Annotated in this window: 14 protein-coding genes and 1 pseudogene; 13 read left to right on the top strand and 2 right to left on the bottom strand. The window is 61.0% G+C overall.

The genetic code is table 11. The annotated features are described in order from the left end of the window. Window positions 1-121 precede the first annotated feature (121 nt). Entirely contained in the window at window positions 122-388 is a 267-nt protein-coding gene (locus tag FXV83_RS38385) for a DUF3551 domain-containing protein (protein WP_148745121.1), read from the top strand. Between the two features lie 854 nt (window positions 389-1,242). On the opposite strand, the gene FXV83_RS38395 is transcribed toward FXV83_RS38385, so the two are convergent. Beyond that, complete coding sequence (locus tag FXV83_RS38395; RefSeq protein ID WP_148745123.1) at window positions 1,243-1,596, bottom strand: hypothetical protein; 354 nt, start codon at window positions 1,594-1,596, stop codon at window positions 1,243-1,245. 158 nt (window positions 1,597-1,754) lie between these two features. On the opposite strand from FXV83_RS38395, the gene FXV83_RS38400 reads away from it, so the two are divergent. The 6 genes and pseudogenes from FXV83_RS38400 (at window position 1,755) to FXV83_RS38425 (ending at window position 9,325) form a co-directional block, all read left to right on the top strand. Next, entirely contained in the window at window positions 1,755-2,948 is a 1,194-nt protein-coding gene (locus FXV83_RS38400; RefSeq protein WP_148745125.1) for a DUF932 domain-containing protein, read from the top strand. 267 nt (window positions 2,949-3,215) lie between these two features. Next, window positions 3,216-5,333, top strand: coding sequence for a ParB/RepB/Spo0J family partition protein (locus FXV83_RS38405; RefSeq protein WP_148745127.1), 2,118 nt, complete (start codon window positions 3,216-3,218; stop codon window positions 5,331-5,333). Window positions 5,334-5,684: 351 nt separating this feature from the next. Beyond that, a pseudogene (locus FXV83_RS38410) lies at window positions 5,685-5,921 on the top strand (hypothetical protein); the annotation flags it as partial. After that, a complete protein-coding gene (locus tag FXV83_RS38415; RefSeq protein ID WP_148745129.1) occupies window positions 5,921-6,979 on the top strand; it encodes a DUF7146 domain-containing protein in 1,059 nt (352 codons plus the stop codon). The pseudogene FXV83_RS38410 and the gene FXV83_RS38415, both read left to right, overlap by 1 nt. 340 nt (window positions 6,980-7,319) lie before the next feature. Next, window positions 7,320-8,243: a DUF2493 domain-containing protein gene (locus tag FXV83_RS38420; protein ID WP_148745131.1), complete on the top strand. Its 924-nt coding sequence runs from the start codon at window positions 7,320-7,322 to the stop codon at window positions 8,241-8,243. A gap of 758 nt (window positions 8,244-9,001) precedes the next feature. Next, complete coding sequence (locus tag FXV83_RS38425; RefSeq protein WP_148745133.1) at window positions 9,002-9,325, top strand: DUF736 domain-containing protein; 324 nt, start codon at window positions 9,002-9,004, stop codon at window positions 9,323-9,325. 429 nt (window positions 9,326-9,754) lie between these two features. Here FXV83_RS38425 and FXV83_RS38430 read toward each other — a convergent pair whose 3' ends face one another. Next, entirely contained in the window at window positions 9,755-9,982 is a 228-nt protein-coding gene (locus FXV83_RS38430) for a helix-turn-helix domain-containing protein (RefSeq protein ID WP_148745135.1), read from the bottom strand. 344 nt (window positions 9,983-10,326) lie between these two features. Between FXV83_RS38430 and FXV83_RS38435 the strand changes: the two genes are divergently transcribed. The 6 genes from FXV83_RS38435 to FXV83_RS38460 all read left to right on the top strand — a co-directional run bounded on the left by FXV83_RS38435 (window position 10,327) and on the right by FXV83_RS38460 (window position 13,375). Then, window positions 10,327-10,614: a DNA -binding domain-containing protein gene (locus tag FXV83_RS38435; protein ID WP_148745137.1), complete on the top strand. Its 288-nt coding sequence runs from the start codon at window positions 10,327-10,329 to the stop codon at window positions 10,612-10,614. A 212-nt stretch (window positions 10,615-10,826) separates the two neighbouring features. Continuing rightward, window positions 10,827-10,958: a transcriptional regulator domain-containing protein gene (locus FXV83_RS44595; protein WP_235940551.1), complete on the top strand. Its 132-nt coding sequence runs from the start codon at window positions 10,827-10,829 to the stop codon at window positions 10,956-10,958. 46 nt (window positions 10,959-11,004) lie between these two features. Next, on the top strand, window positions 11,005-11,547 hold the full coding sequence (locus tag FXV83_RS38445) for a DUF2285 domain-containing protein (RefSeq protein WP_148745141.1): 543 nt from the start codon (window positions 11,005-11,007) through the stop codon (window positions 11,545-11,547). Window positions 11,548-11,679: 132 nt separating this feature from the next. After that, complete coding sequence (locus FXV83_RS38450; protein WP_148745143.1) at window positions 11,680-11,958, top strand: helix-turn-helix transcriptional regulator; 279 nt, start codon at window positions 11,680-11,682, stop codon at window positions 11,956-11,958. 446 nt (window positions 11,959-12,404) lie between these two features. Then, entirely contained in the window at window positions 12,405-12,869 is a 465-nt protein-coding gene (locus FXV83_RS38455) for a DUF2840 domain-containing protein (protein ID WP_148745145.1), read from the top strand. Next, window positions 12,869-13,375 carry a S26 family signal peptidase gene (locus tag FXV83_RS38460; RefSeq protein ID WP_148745147.1) on the top strand — a complete coding sequence of 169 codons (507 nt, stop codon included), beginning with the start codon at window positions 12,869-12,871 and terminating at the stop codon, window positions 13,373-13,375. The genes FXV83_RS38455 and FXV83_RS38460 overlap by 1 nt, the downstream gene beginning before the upstream one ends. Window positions 13,376-13,482 lie beyond the last annotated feature (107 nt).

The raw sequence follows: 13,482 nt of genomic DNA on the forward strand, positions 1-13,482 counted from the left end.
TCGCGTTCGGGTTTCTTTCGAAAGGTGCATCGGCGACCGGCTATTTGCCATTGACTAAGATCAAAACATCAAGTCCGGATCAGCTATCCTTCAGCAAGACTTAACGGAGGCTAGAGGTGTCATGCGCAATCTTCTGTTTATCGGTCTGCTTGCATTTCCCATCCTCGCCGGCTTTGAATCGTCTTCGACCGCCGCTCCGCGGGGTCGTTCATACATTCTTCCGGTTCGGCAGGACGTTTATTGCCTACAGGGACGTACCTGGGGATATCCGGGCAATTGCCAGTTCTCGACCTATGATCAGTGCATGGCCACTGCATCCGGCACCTACGCTTATTGCGGTATGAATCCGATCTACGCGTTCCAGCGACAGGCAGGACAATCGCACTGATGTGTGATCGTCAAGCGTGAGCGGGACATAAGTCTGAGTATTGCTCATACAAATGGACCTGCCGTGCAAGGTTGAGGGACCTTGGACCTCCGCTCGACCGAACGTCCCCCGTTCGAGAGCGCTCGCAACGAAGTCCTCAAGGTGCATCGGGACGCGAAGCAGCAACGATTGTACGCTGTAGCTCACCGGCGTCACGCGCAGTCGCTCGTTCGGCCTTTAATTCAATTCAAGGAAAAACGACGAGAAAGCAACAAAAAGACATCTGCTTGTTGCGTCCTTGTCAGCTTCTTCTTCCATAGTCACCTCATAACAATACGGCTTGGGGTAGTTTTTCACGTGCCGCTCTTAACGCGAAATCTACGCTGCGTTACCTGCTAGAGAATGAGGGAGATCTCCAAATGTTGGATGCCCCTACCACTGCCCTCCTACGGGTGGTCCTCGACGAGGTGTGCAAGGATCTTTCCCGGTACGATACCGGTGCTCGCACCCATGTCGCCTCGAAAATTCTGGAAGCCGCGGCCACAGGCGAGATAAGATCTGACCGCCTCAAACAGATTGGTCGCGATGCTCTTTCCAAAGCCCGACAATCTGGCAACAGGCTAGCCGAGTATGATGTTGTCACTGGCGTGCCACGGGGCCGGTCCTGCAGCGGACGAGCGATGTGACCGCGTCCGCCACGAACTTGGCGGAAGCACATTCCGATGAGGTAGCCAAGTTGCTGAGCGCCGTGATGGGAATTCGGCAGCGACATCCAGACCTCAGAATCGGTCGGGGACGAATAGTCCGATCACTAGACGTCATCATCGACCGGTAAATCGCTGCGGTTCGTCTCATAGTCATTCATTTCTTTGCCGTCATTTCCGGCCCCGGTCTTTCAACTCGTCCGTCGTTTGCCAATGCTTGGCTCGTTCGGCTACCCGATCATATTCGGCGACCTTGAACAGCGTCGCTTTCGTTCTCAGGTCAAAGTAGGTATCGGCTTTTGCTCGGGTTTCGATGCGCTCGCGCGAGCAGTCGTGATCGCGAATAGGGTCCCTCATCCAATCGGCGAACGGAATCAGTACTGATGATCGTAATGCTGCTCGTCGCGTTGATGAGGAGAGCTTGGCATAGGCGGAGCAGGACCTGACATCTCCTGTAGGGGCGTCTCCCTGTCGGGACCGGGCTGTCGGCTTCGCTGAAACCCCGGCGGTCTGCCGGGTTTTCACCCTTCGGGCTTCCATCCCTGACGGAAGCTGCGGCGGCAGCGAAATGTCGTGGGCGTCGGCGATTGAGGAGGCAGGAGAGGCAGAGTGGAGCGGCGTTGGCCGTGACGGGTTGAGGGTCGGAGGAGAGTCTTCCGGCGCCCGTCATGGAGATTGCTCCCATGAATACGCAGCTTCTTGATGCCCGCCGCGACGCCAGTGGCGGTTACAGAGTGGATGTGAACCGCGGCGAGCGCGTCGGTCGGGTCTCCTCGGAGTGGTTTTCCCGCCCCGCAGATGAGCGTTATCTGTCGCTCAACGAACTCGCCCGCACGGTGCGCGATCGCACGGACCGCAGCCGGACGCGCGTGGTCGAAAGCGCGCTCATCCAGGTCGAAGCAAACCGTGCCGACCCAGAGCGCTTGGCCCTGATGCTGCCCGGCTCGAACACGCCAGTCGCGCCGACCCACTGGAGCTTCGGCCAGCTTGCAAGCCAGGTTGGCGCTCCCGCCGCTTACCTGCGGCAGCTCCCTGCGGCACTTGCAGGCATCAACCTGCAATATGGCCTGACCGCTAGTCGCGTCGAACAGATCAAAACGCTGGAGACCGAGGATAGGCGCGTTCAGCTGCGCGCCGTCACCAGCCCTGACTATGGGAGGATTTACGACCAGGATTTGGTAGAGGCCGTGCAGCGCATCGCCGGCAATGGCACAGGCGATACGCGATGGAAGGTCCCGGGTGTGCTCGATTGGTCAACCGGGATCTATAATCCCCGTGTTGACATTTCCAAGGACACCACGACCCTCTATGCATCAGACAGAGACGTTTTCCTCTTCCTGGTCGATGACCTGAATCCGATCGAAGCTGGTCGTCTCCAGGATGGCTCGCCCGACCTCTATTTCCGCGGCTTCTATTGTTGGAACTCGGAAGTTGGCGCGAAGACCCTCGGCATGGCGAGCTTCTATCTCCGCGCGGTCTGCCAAAACCGGAATCTGTGGGGCGTTGAAGATTTCGGGGAGATCACCATCCGCCATTCCAAATACGCGGCCTCCCGCTTCGCTCACGAGGCGGCCCCGGCGCTGCTGAACTTCGCCAACTCCTCACCCATGCCCTTCGTCAATGGCATCAAGGCCGCCGGCGAGCGAATCGTGGCACGCAGCGACGAGGATCGCACCGAGTTTCTGCGCCGCCGCGGCTTCTCCAAGGCCGAGACAGGAAAAGTGATCGACGCAGTATTGGCGGAGGAAGGCCGCCCGCCTGAAAGCATCTTCGATTTCGTCCAAGGCATCACCGCCGTCGCGCGCGACAAGGCGCATCAGGATGCCCGCCTGGACATGGAGGCCAGGGCCAAGAAGTTGCTCGACCGGGTGGCGTGATTTGCGCCATGCCGGGGATTTTCAGTCTCCGTCCTGGTGCGTCTGCCCTTTCCGATTCGCGGGCTCGGTGGCGCTGCGCTCTCGGAAGGACGTAATGCGACGCCGTCGCGGGCCGACAATCCCGCGACGGCCCTAGCCGATAGCGCGGCAGACCGCAGGCATCTCCATTCCCTGCCGAAAAGCGAGAGCGAGAGGAGGGGTGCTTTTCGGTCGATGGGTTGGAAGGCGAGAGAGAGTCTCTTGGCCGCCCGTCGTGGAGAAGCAAAAATGACGAAAGCCGTTCAAAAGATCTCGCTGTCCCCTTCGCGCGACATTCCCTTCAACAAGCTCGTGCTCAGCCAATCGAACGTCGGCCGTGTGAAGGCGGGCGTCTCCATCGACCAACTGGCCGAGAGCATCGCGCACCGGACTCTGCTGCAGAGTCTGAGCGTTCGGGCTGTCGTGGATGCGGAAGGGAATGAGACCGGCATGTTCGAGGTGCCGGCGGGTGGCAGGCGCTATCGCGCCCTTGAGCTCCTCGTGAAGCAAAAGCGCATGGCGAAGACGCAGCCTGTTCCTTGCGTCGTGCGCGAAGGTGGCATTGCCGAGGATGACTCGCTTGCTGAAAACGACGAGCGCGTGGGGCTTTCGCCCCTCGATCAGTTCCGCGCCTTCCAAACGCTCCGCGAACGCGGCATGAGCGAGGAGGAAATCGCCGCTCGGCATTTTGTCACTGCGGCGGTCGTGAAGCAACGATTGCGCCTGGCATCAGTGTCGCCGAAACTGCACGAGGTCTATGCCGATGACTCCATGAGCCTCGAGCAGCTGATGGCATTCTCCGTCACAGGAGATCAGGCGAGACAGGAGCAAATCTGGGCCAGCGTCAGTCGCTCCGGCTACGATGAACCCTATCAGATCCGGCGCATGCTGACCGAAAACACCGTTCGTGCATCCGATCGCCGCGCGCAATTTGTTGGGCTCAATGCCTACGAGCAGGCCGGCGGTAGCATCTTGCGTGACCTGTTCGAGCACGACGACGGTGGTTGGCTTCAGGACGTCGCTTTGCTCGACCGTATCGTCACGGAAAAACTCAAAACCGAAGCCGAGACGATTGCCGCAGAGGGGTGGAAGTGGCTCTCGGTGGCCGTCGACTTCCCCTATGGCCATGCGAACGGCCTGCGTGAACTTGAAGGGAAGCCCGTCGATCTCACCGCCGACGAGCAGGCGACGATCGACGCGCTGAACGCCGAGCAAGCCAAGCTCGAATTCGACTATCAGCAGGCCGACGAACTGCCTGACGAGGTCGATCAGCGTCTGAGCGAGATCGAGGCGGCACTGTTGGCATTCGAAGAGCGGCCTGTCACCTATGATCCAGCGGAGATCGCCCGAGCCGGCGTTTTCGTCAGCATCGATTCGGAGGGGCGGCTCTCGGTCGACCGGGGCTATGTCCGCCCCGAGGACGAGGCGCCAGCGACAGATTCGGACATCGGGCAGGACGTCGAGACATCGTCGACCGAAGGGCAGGAGGTCGGAGCTTCCGTGCCGCGCGCGGTGATCTCGGTCGCCGGTCAGCCCCCTGAAGTCGAGGAGGATGAGGAGGACGCGGCAAAACCCTTGCCGGATCGGCTCATCATCGACTTGACGGCCCACCGGACGCTGGCATTGCGTGATGCGCTGGCAGACAATCCGGCGATCACGTTCCAGGGGGTGCTGCACAACTTCGTGCTGACGACCTTTTACCGGTTTGCATCATCGAAAAGTTGCCTGGAGATCGGACTTCATACGCCGACCTTTGCAGCCCAGCCCACCGGTCTGAAGGAGAGCGTGTCGGCCAAGGCCATCGAGGCGCGGCACGAGGGTTGGAAGGCTCGGCTTCCGAAGAACGAGGCGGAGCTCTGGGAGGCACTCACCGCGTTGGACGGTAACGCTCAGGCTTCCCTGTTTGCCCACTGTGCGTCATTTGCCGTCAACGCGCTGTACGAGCCGGCGAACCGCTACAATCAGGGCCGTGTCTCGGCCCACGGCGTTCGCGCTCGTCTTGATCAGGCCGATATCCTGGCCCGCGCCGTCGGTCTCGATATGGTCCAGGCCGGTTGGAAACCAACTGTCGACAATTATCTCGGCCGGGTGACAAAACCTCGAATTCTGGAGGCCGTTCGCGAAGCGAAGGGCGAGTCGTCGGCGCACCTGCTCGACCATCTAAAAAAGTCGGATATGGCCAAGGAGGCCGAGCGCCTTCTCGATGGTTCCGGTTGGCTGCCGGAGCAGCTCCGTCTCGTCGACATCGCGCCGGCACCGGCGGAGCACGATGGTGAAGCCGGACCGCTGCCCGAATTCCTCAGCGATGAGGAAGAGGCAGATGTCGCGGATGATGACGATTGGCAACAGCTTGACGCGGCTGAATGACGTTTGATGGAGGGACGGCTCCGTCCGTCTCGCCGTGTTGGGGACCGGTGTGCAGCACAGGTCCCCATTTTCTTGGCGGCGACTTTAGAGGCAGAGGCCGCCGGGAAGGGTTTGAGCCGTCCCGGTCTAAAGGAGAGCGCCGGGCGGTTCGATCCCTTCCCGCTCTCCCGAGAAATCCTGCCCATGACCGAATCTCTTGCTAGCGGCACCGCCGCCGAGTCGCTCCCGATGCGGACCTCTGCAACTACCACATCCGCTCTCCTCAAAGCTGCGCGACAGCTTTTGATCGATCTCGAACGCGGCCGTCGCATCGATGCTGCTGTCCTGCGCGGCGCCATGGAGGCTGCCTTCGTCCTGGCCGAGCGTCTGCAACTGCGGAGCGTCCCGGTTATGGCGGCATACCGCATCGAGTTGTCCGGCTTCAATGACACAATGCGCGATCGCCTGCGCGCTTATGGGCTTTTTGGGGAGATCATCTCCTGGAAGCTGCGCATGTTCGTGCCGACGGATGCGAGTGGCGTCGAAGTCCTGGCCAAGGTGCTCGACCGCTATCCGGTTGAGCGCATCGGCGAGCGGGAGGCTGCGTGATGGCCCGCGACGCCCACGAATTGGCACGCCGCCTCGCACGCGAGGCCGAGGCGGTGTGCCGCCACTATCTCTCCAACGGCCGACGGGTCGGGCGATACTGGGTGGTTGGTGATGTCCACAACACCCCGGGCCGCTCGCTGTTCGTGCGGCTTCAGGAATCACCAAAGGGGCCTGCCGGCAAGTTTACCGACAGCGCGACCGGACAACACGGCGATCTCCTCGACATTATTCGAGAAACTTGCGGCTTGCGCGACTTCCGTGAGGTCGCCGAAGAGGCGAGACGCTTTCTCAAGTTGCCGCGTCCTGAACTCGAACCTGACGCGAAACCAGTTCGCCCGGCAGTACCTGCAGGATCACAGGAGGCTGCCAGACGGCTGTTTTCGAGCTCAGTTCCCACTCGAGGGACCATGGTCGAGACTTATTTGCAGCGTCGTGGAATTGTTCAAGTCCACCATGGTGGTAGCCTGCGCTTCCACCCGCGCTGCTATTACCGGCCCGAAGAACATCTGCCGACCGAGACCTGGCCGGCGATGATCGCTGCCGTCACCGACCTCGATGGCCAGATCACCGGCGTGCACCGCACCTGGCTTGACCCGGACGGCTTTGACCGCGTTCGGCTCGGCAAGGCTCCGATTGACACGCCACGACGAGCCATGGGTGACCTGCTCGGCAACGCGGTGCGCTTCGGTGTGGCTGATGATGTGCTCGCTGCCGGCGAGGGCATCGAGACCATGCTGTCGCTGCGCTATGTGTTGCCGGCCTTGCCGATGCTTGCTGCGCTTTCGGCCAATCACCTCTCGGCCATCTCCTTGCCTGAGGGCTTGCGTCGGCTCTATATCGCCCGCGATGACGATGCTGCCGGAGACATCGTGCAGACAGTTTTGACCGAGCGTGCAGAAGACGCCGGCATTGAAGCGATCACGTTGTCGCCACGGCTCGGCGACTTCAACGAAGATCTCCACATCTTCGGCCTCGAGGCGCTGCGAGCAGCGTTGCGGATTCAGCTCGCACCGGAGGACGTGGTCCGCTTCCTGCTCTCGTCGACGTCCGTCGCATAGAGCGCTCACTGCTCTCGATCGATGTCGATCAACGGCTGACGGAAGGCCAACTAACTTGCCGGACTTGGCCGCGCCCACGGCCTTCTAGAGGGCGATCGGACGGCAGGCGGCTCGGGCCGGCAATGGCTGCGTCCGGCTATTTTCCGCCGGCGGTGCTCATAAGGCCACGAAGAGTTATCGGCTAGATCACCGCCTTTGCATCGCGAAGCAAAATAGCCGGCCTCCGCCATCCTCCACTGCCGCTTCGGCCATTCGGGTTCTGGCCCGATCCGCCCGCCGCCTGAGTGATCGCCACGAAGGCCGCGATGGGCGCGGCCGATCCGACAAAGGACCTCCTCTCATGACCGACCGTGACGAAATCGAACCGCCGCATGCCGCATCTCCGACCCAGCACGTCCTTAGCGAACTGCAGCTCTTCGGCTACCGTCCACTCGACGACCAGCCTGATCCGCGACCACTCCCGGAAGACCGGATGATCGCTGATGCCGTCGCCGACATCTTCGACGCCCTGGTTGGGACCCTAAGCGACACCCGGCTCGAACCGGACCTCAACGATCTGCTCTGGTCGACAGTCAATCTGTTCCATCGTGCCACAGACCGAGTCCGCCGCCAGCTCGACGACAACGAACAGGCGCAACGCAAGAGCCAGCGCGAGCAGGATGGCTCGGAAGTGAGATCGGTCGAACTCGAGCGCTTGACGGCCGAAGGCATCACATTGGTCGAGCGCCGCAATTGCCTGGAGCTCTTCCGCGACCATGCCTCGGAGCGCTTTGAAATCCACGCTGGCTCGATTTGGCATCCTCGATCGGGATCACTCGTCAACCACCGCACGCTGACCGCGGCGATGATCGACTCCCGCGACTTCATCGCCGCCAAGCGTCGAACTGAGACCGAGGTCATGTTGCCGCCCGGGCCGAAGATTGCACTCACCGGCGGTCTCGACTTCAACGACCACCGTCTGATCTGGGATCGTCTCGACAAAGTTTACACCAAGCATCCCGATATGGTCCTGATCCACGGCGGCTCGCCAAAGGGTGCTGAACTGATTGCCTCCAAATGGGCGACGACCCGAAAGGTCCCACAGATCGCTTTCAAGCCCGACTGGACAAAACACGCCAAGGCGGCGCCCTTCAAGCGCAACGACGCCATGCTCGAACTCCTGCCGATCGGCGTCATGCATTTCCCCGGCACGGGAATCCAGGACAATCTTGCCGACAAGGCGAAGCGACTGGGCATCATCGTCTGGAAGTTCGGTGGTGCGTAAGCGCCATCTTGCTCCGTCTCACACCGAGATGCAGTAGGAGCATGCCGCAACTGCGCCTGCTTTCGATTCTATGTCCGAATTTGCGCCGCGGTGGTGGTGGAAGGCACGACCCTACATCCATGCAGCCGGACCACCACCATGCTCGCCCTCAATGCTGTCGGCAGACTGCATCTCAGCCAGTTCTCAAGCAGCCGCGCGCGAGAGATGGTCTTCGTCATTTCGGTCGTCGAGCAGATCAGCGCAGATCGGCGTTGAAAGGAGCCAGCGAGCTCAAGGGAAGAGTGGTCACGATCGTTTTCCGAGCGCTTTGACCATGCCGTGCCGATGCCGCCCCGCCGCGAGACACGCTGGGAAGGACATTCGCTCTCGCCCGTTTCTTGGGCTATGACACCGCCGTTTGCCTGCAAATTTCTTCTTTCTCTACGCCGGAACGTTCCGACCTCTTGTATAGCCTAACCGAGACCCGCCAGATCTTCTCCCGAGAGTTTTGTTCAGCATGCGGACCCACCTGGCCTCTGTGATGGCTTGATCTGGCCGAAGACCGGCTGCGCCTCGATCGTCTGAGCCGCAACGCCGTCGCTCAAGACTTTCTTCCCCTGGGCTAACGCCCATTCCTCGCGGAAGACAAGAAAGTCTCACGACAGCGTCCTCCGCTGCGCTCCGGCCCGCAAGCGGGTGCGTCGCCGATCGTCCTCGGCCTTTAGATCGCCATCGAGGCCGCGGTGGTCGCGGGCTCGAAACAAAACAGGAGAAGAGAAATGGCTACAATCGGTTCTTTCAAGAAAGTCGGCGATTCCGAATTCCAGGGCGAAATCATCACCCTGAGCTTGCAGGCCAAGGGCGTCCGCATCGTCGCAGAAGCTAACCGCGCAAGCGAGAACGCTCCGAGCCACCGCGTCTACTTGGGACGAGTTGAGATCGGCGCAGCATGGTCGAAGCGCTCCGACGAAGGCCGCGATTACCTATCGCTCAAGCTGGATGATCCTTCCTTCAACGCGCCGATCTACGCAAACCTGTTCGACGACGAGGGCGGCGAAGGTTACACCCTGCTCTGGTCGCGGCCGCGGAAGAACGGGGAGTAGAGCTCGGCTCCCCAAGCCCCGCCCACGGGCGGGGCTTTCTTCCTGTAAGGCTGGCATCGCATTAAGCATCAATTTGAAGATCGCCGGCTCGCTAACGGCTTCTTACACCGCCGCGGGTTGTGTGGTCATCTTGTCATCGACGAGTCCCCAGATGTGGCCGAACGGGTCGAACACGGACGCGGCGCGCCGCCCGGCTTGATCCGGTTGGATCGGTTACGAATCACGGCGCCTGCAGCTGTTGCCGTGCGAACCGCCAGATCAACGTCTGCCATGGTGAATTGCGCAATCGCGCTCACGGCGCCGGCAGCTTTTGAAGAGAAAGAGCTACCGCGCCCCGGGTATGCAGGTGAGTCCGGATGGCAAACGGCTACATTTGGGCGGCCGTCAGTCCGTCGCGATAGCGCAACGTCCGTCAACCCTGTCTCGCGGCTACGATTTCCTTCCGTGCCCAGCTCTCTTGAGCAAGTCTCCCGGTTCGGCCCCCAGTGCTTTAGCAATTTTTCCAAGCACGCTGACGCTCGCCGAAACATCGGCGCGCTCAATTTTGCCGACGTAGCGAGTACTTAAGCCAGCGCGATCGGCTAGCTCCTCTTGCGTCATTTGCAGATCGTGGCGTTTCCGACGCAGGTTCACCGCCATGATCTCCTTGAGATCCATGGCAGTATGGGAACTCGAACACGAACGATCGTTACAGGAACGATAGTTCCTATTCGACCGAGGATGTGCTATTTGTAAAAGCCACTGTCGATGTTCCGTAATGCGCGAACTGAGGCTCTATGAACTCGTACTGTAAAGCACGACTCGCCGGGAGAACGTCGCGAAACTTCGCGCACCGACAGCGGGACGTTCTATGAGCGATCAGCGATGCGATTTGAGGAGCACCTACCGGCTGCTGCGACTAAGTCGCACTGGCGGCACCGATCAAAATGGGGCTAAAGTAAGCCCGTCGGGACCTTGCGTTGTTGTCGGAACGTTGCAGTCATTGGCTATTTGTTACACACATGAAAAAACCACCTCCCGATACCGCGGTTGCTGACGTCGCCCCGACGGATTCCAAGCTAACGGAGTACGACGAGCAGCACCTCGTAACCTATTGGCGCATGCTCGACGCCGATAAAGAAGGAGCGGATTGGCGGGAAGTGGCGCAACTCGTGCTACATATTGATCCCGAACGAGAGCACGATCGCGCGAGACGCGCGTTCGACACGCATCTGGCCCGCGCAAAATGGATGTCCGAGCAAGGATATCGTCAGTTGTTGCGAGGCGGCACTGCAAACCCAAATCTTTAAGCTCCCGTTTCGATAATCTGTAGAAGAAACTTCTCGGACTGCGATCGCATGCACAACGCGATGCATGATTTCGTACTTCACGACTCTCCGACGTTTCCTGCAACTTGCGCGCCGCAAATTTACGTAATGCAATCTGCAATATGGTGAGGAGCGAGATGCCTAACTTCGATTGGAGGTCGTCGGATGCGTATGATCGAGCTTATGACGCGGAGATGCCCGCGCTTGCCTGGGAATGTCTGCGCCGCAATGCCGATTTCCAACACGATCACCAGAATTCTTCGCCCGCCGCTCCCAGCGTGACTCCTGACTTTCGACAGCGTTGGGGGTTAGTTTTTCGCAGCTGATCCCGATCAGTCCCACCTCGAACAGACTGTCTTCTGGGCGCCGGAGGTGCTGCCGACGGTCGTTCCTGTACGGCCCGCGCTGTTCGCAGGTCCGGACGCGGACGTCGTTCCCCTGAACTTCAGGGACTTGAGCCAAGGCCAGGTCCGACAAGGCCCAGACGGTTGGCACGCCATTTTTCAACTGCAGGGAGTGGAGCACCGTGTCTGGCTGAAGGAGCCAGCGCTCGATTCCCCCGCGTATACGATTGAATTTCTGTTCGACCGCGACGTTGATTTCCGGGCGCATGCATGCACGCGCTTGTGGCGCGCTGCAAATGGCAGGCCTCCTGGGGATCCCCTGCGCGCCCTTTCGCGGCTGCGCCGTCGCCGCGTGGTCCTCGCTCTGCGCGCGCAGGATGCGCGGATCAAGGGAGCTACCTATCGAGAAATCGCCGAAGTCCTGTTTGGGCTGAATCGCATCTCCGAACGTGAGTGGAGCACCCACGAGTTGCGCGGCCAGATGCGTCGCCTGGTCCAGTACGGCCGCAGCTTAATTCGCGGCGGCTATCGCAAGTTACTCCGTCCAGCTTCCCGAAAGAAAAAGAAATAGGCGCCGTTCAGGGGGTGCCGAATTTACACCCCCTCAACTTCGTCATCCCCCTAAGGGCTTCTACTCCGCCATCATGACCGCCGATGCGCGACCAAACCCGGTCGCGCTCCAGACGATCACGGAGCCTCGCAGATGCCCGATCCCACCGCCGGCTTGCCACCGCGATACCTGCGTACGCCCGAAGCTGCGCGCTTTCTCGGCCTGTCCAGCCGCACGCTTGAGAAGCACCGTACCTACGGCACCGGTCCGATCTACCGGAAGCTGGGTGGCCGCGTCGTCTACGCGATCGAAGACCTGAAGGCCTGGGTGGATCGCGGAGCCAAGACGTCGACCAGCGATCCCGGCAAAGGCACCGTGCTGCCCGCCAAACGGCAGACACCCATTCCCTATGCCGGCAAAGAGCGACGCTGATCCATGTCGAACCGCAGCTCCTCTCCACGCGGGTGGCGTCACTCAGAACGCGACCAGCTTGATCTGGCTCGCGCGATTCCCGGCGATCTGGTGCCCCGTGGACGACACGACCTAACGACATATCCGTTCCGTTCGCTCGCGAATTCCAAGCGAATTGTACCGATCGCCCTTCGCGGGGAAGCAATCGCGATCAACATCGCAGACGCGACCGAGCACGGCGTGCCGACGATCTGTGGCGCGGGCCTTCCAGATGCGGCAGACCTCGCCGAGATCGTAGCCTTTCGGCTGCGATGTCGGCAGCATGCCCGCAGGGCTTCAGCAACGCCGATGCGGCGCTGCTTCACCACCGCGGTTCGGCACAGCCATGGCTCTGGTGTTCATTTGCCAGCGGCGGCTTGCCTGTCGTTACAGCCCACAAATCTCTCTCAACCATACGGAGCGGCCAGGTGAGCGAACTCACAACCGTCGAGCTCTTGTGGCTCGCCAAGCGGATCGAGAACCGAATTCGGTTCGGCAAGCCCGCAGCCGAAAAGATCATCGACCGTCAGCGCCGCGTCCTCTCATTCGCACCCGGCAACATCTTCGCGTTCGTGCGCTGGACGTCCAACGACTTCGGAACCGTCCTGTCTCGCCTCGACATTTTGCGCGCGGTCGCGCCGGGGCAGCGCTATTCCACCGTGCCTTGGGTCAGCCCCGGCGGCGAAAGCCTGCTGCGGTTATCTGGCTGGCCGAAGGTCGAGCGCGCTCTCCAGTTGATCGATGCGGTGGAGGCACTTGGCATCAATCCCGCCGAGGCTGCGCCTGAGTATTGGCATCACGTTCACAACCGTCTCTCCGTCAACGAAACCCCGCGAACCTACACTCGTGCCCGCCACCAGGCGTGGCTGCAGCGGCGAAGGGTGACACTCTGATGGGACGGATTTCGATCATTCTAGCGGCGTGTGGCGCCACTCTTCTCACTCTGTCGTCGCTCAAAGGTGGAACGCCATTGTACATCTGGAACGCTTCAGCAAGCGTGCCGATCGGCCTCTATCGCTTGCAAGAGCCCGGACCGTTGGAGGTCACTGAGCTCGTGGCCGTTCTGCCGCCCGAGCCGCTCGCGAGCTTCCTCGACTTCAACGGTTATCTGCCGAGCGGTCTACCGATGCTCAAACGCCTCCTGGCGCTGCCGGGACAAACCGTCTGCAGAACCGGGCTCACCATCGTCGTCGACAGCATCGAGATCGGCGAGGCACGCGAGCGCGATGGCCGCGGCCGGCCGCTGCCAGTTTGGCAGGGCTGCCGGGTCATCGCCGACGACGAAGTCTTTCTCATGAACTGGCAGTCGGGCGACTCGTTCGATGGCCGCTATTTCGGACCGATGCTGAAATCGGCGGTCATCGGGCAGGCGATCCCGGTGTGGACCAGGGAGGAGTGACAATGCCTGCTTTGCTCCAATGGCCCGCCATTTCTCTAGCCGGCGAGTTGCTCCACCATTCCTCCGTCCCGGCCAGATTCTCGACACTCAGCGCACCTCCCGGCGGG

The sequence above is a fragment of the Bradyrhizobium hipponense genome, assembly GCF_008123965.1.
Taxonomy (GTDB): Bacteria; Pseudomonadota; Alphaproteobacteria; order Rhizobiales; family Xanthobacteraceae; genus Bradyrhizobium; species Bradyrhizobium hipponense.

Bases quoted from the DNA above. Each gene is read 5' to 3' on its own strand.
- FXV83_RS38435 (WP_148745137.1), top strand. From the start codon at position 10,327: ATGAAAAAACCACCTCCCGATACCGCGGTTGCTGACGTCGCCCCGACG.
- FXV83_RS38430 (WP_148745135.1), bottom strand. From the start codon at position 9,982: ATGGATCTCAAGGAGATCATGGCGGTGAACCTGCGTCGGAAACGCCAC.
- FXV83_RS38405 (WP_148745127.1), top strand. From the start codon at position 3,216: ATGACGAAAGCCGTTCAAAAGATCTCGCTGTCCCCTTCGCGCGACATT.
- FXV83_RS38385 (WP_148745121.1), top strand. From the start codon at position 122: ATGCGCAATCTTCTGTTTATCGGTCTGCTTGCATTTCCCATCCTCGCC.
- FXV83_RS44595 (WP_235940551.1), top strand. From the start codon at position 10,827: ATGCCCGCGCTTGCCTGGGAATGTCTGCGCCGCAATGCCGATTTCCAA.
- FXV83_RS38415 (WP_148745129.1), top strand. From the start codon at position 5,921: ATGGCCCGCGACGCCCACGAATTGGCACGCCGCCTCGCACGCGAGGCC.
- FXV83_RS38460 (WP_148745147.1), top strand. From the start codon at position 12,869: ATGGGACGGATTTCGATCATTCTAGCGGCGTGTGGCGCCACTCTTCTC.
- FXV83_RS38400 (WP_148745125.1), top strand. From the start codon at position 1,755: ATGAATACGCAGCTTCTTGATGCCCGCCGCGACGCCAGTGGCGGTTAC.
- FXV83_RS38420 (WP_148745131.1), top strand. From the start codon at position 7,320: ATGACCGACCGTGACGAAATCGAACCGCCGCATGCCGCATCTCCGACC.
- FXV83_RS38450 (WP_148745143.1), top strand. From the start codon at position 11,680: ATGCCCGATCCCACCGCCGGCTTGCCACCGCGATACCTGCGTACGCCC.
- FXV83_RS38425 (WP_148745133.1), top strand. From the start codon at position 9,002: ATGGCTACAATCGGTTCTTTCAAGAAAGTCGGCGATTCCGAATTCCAG.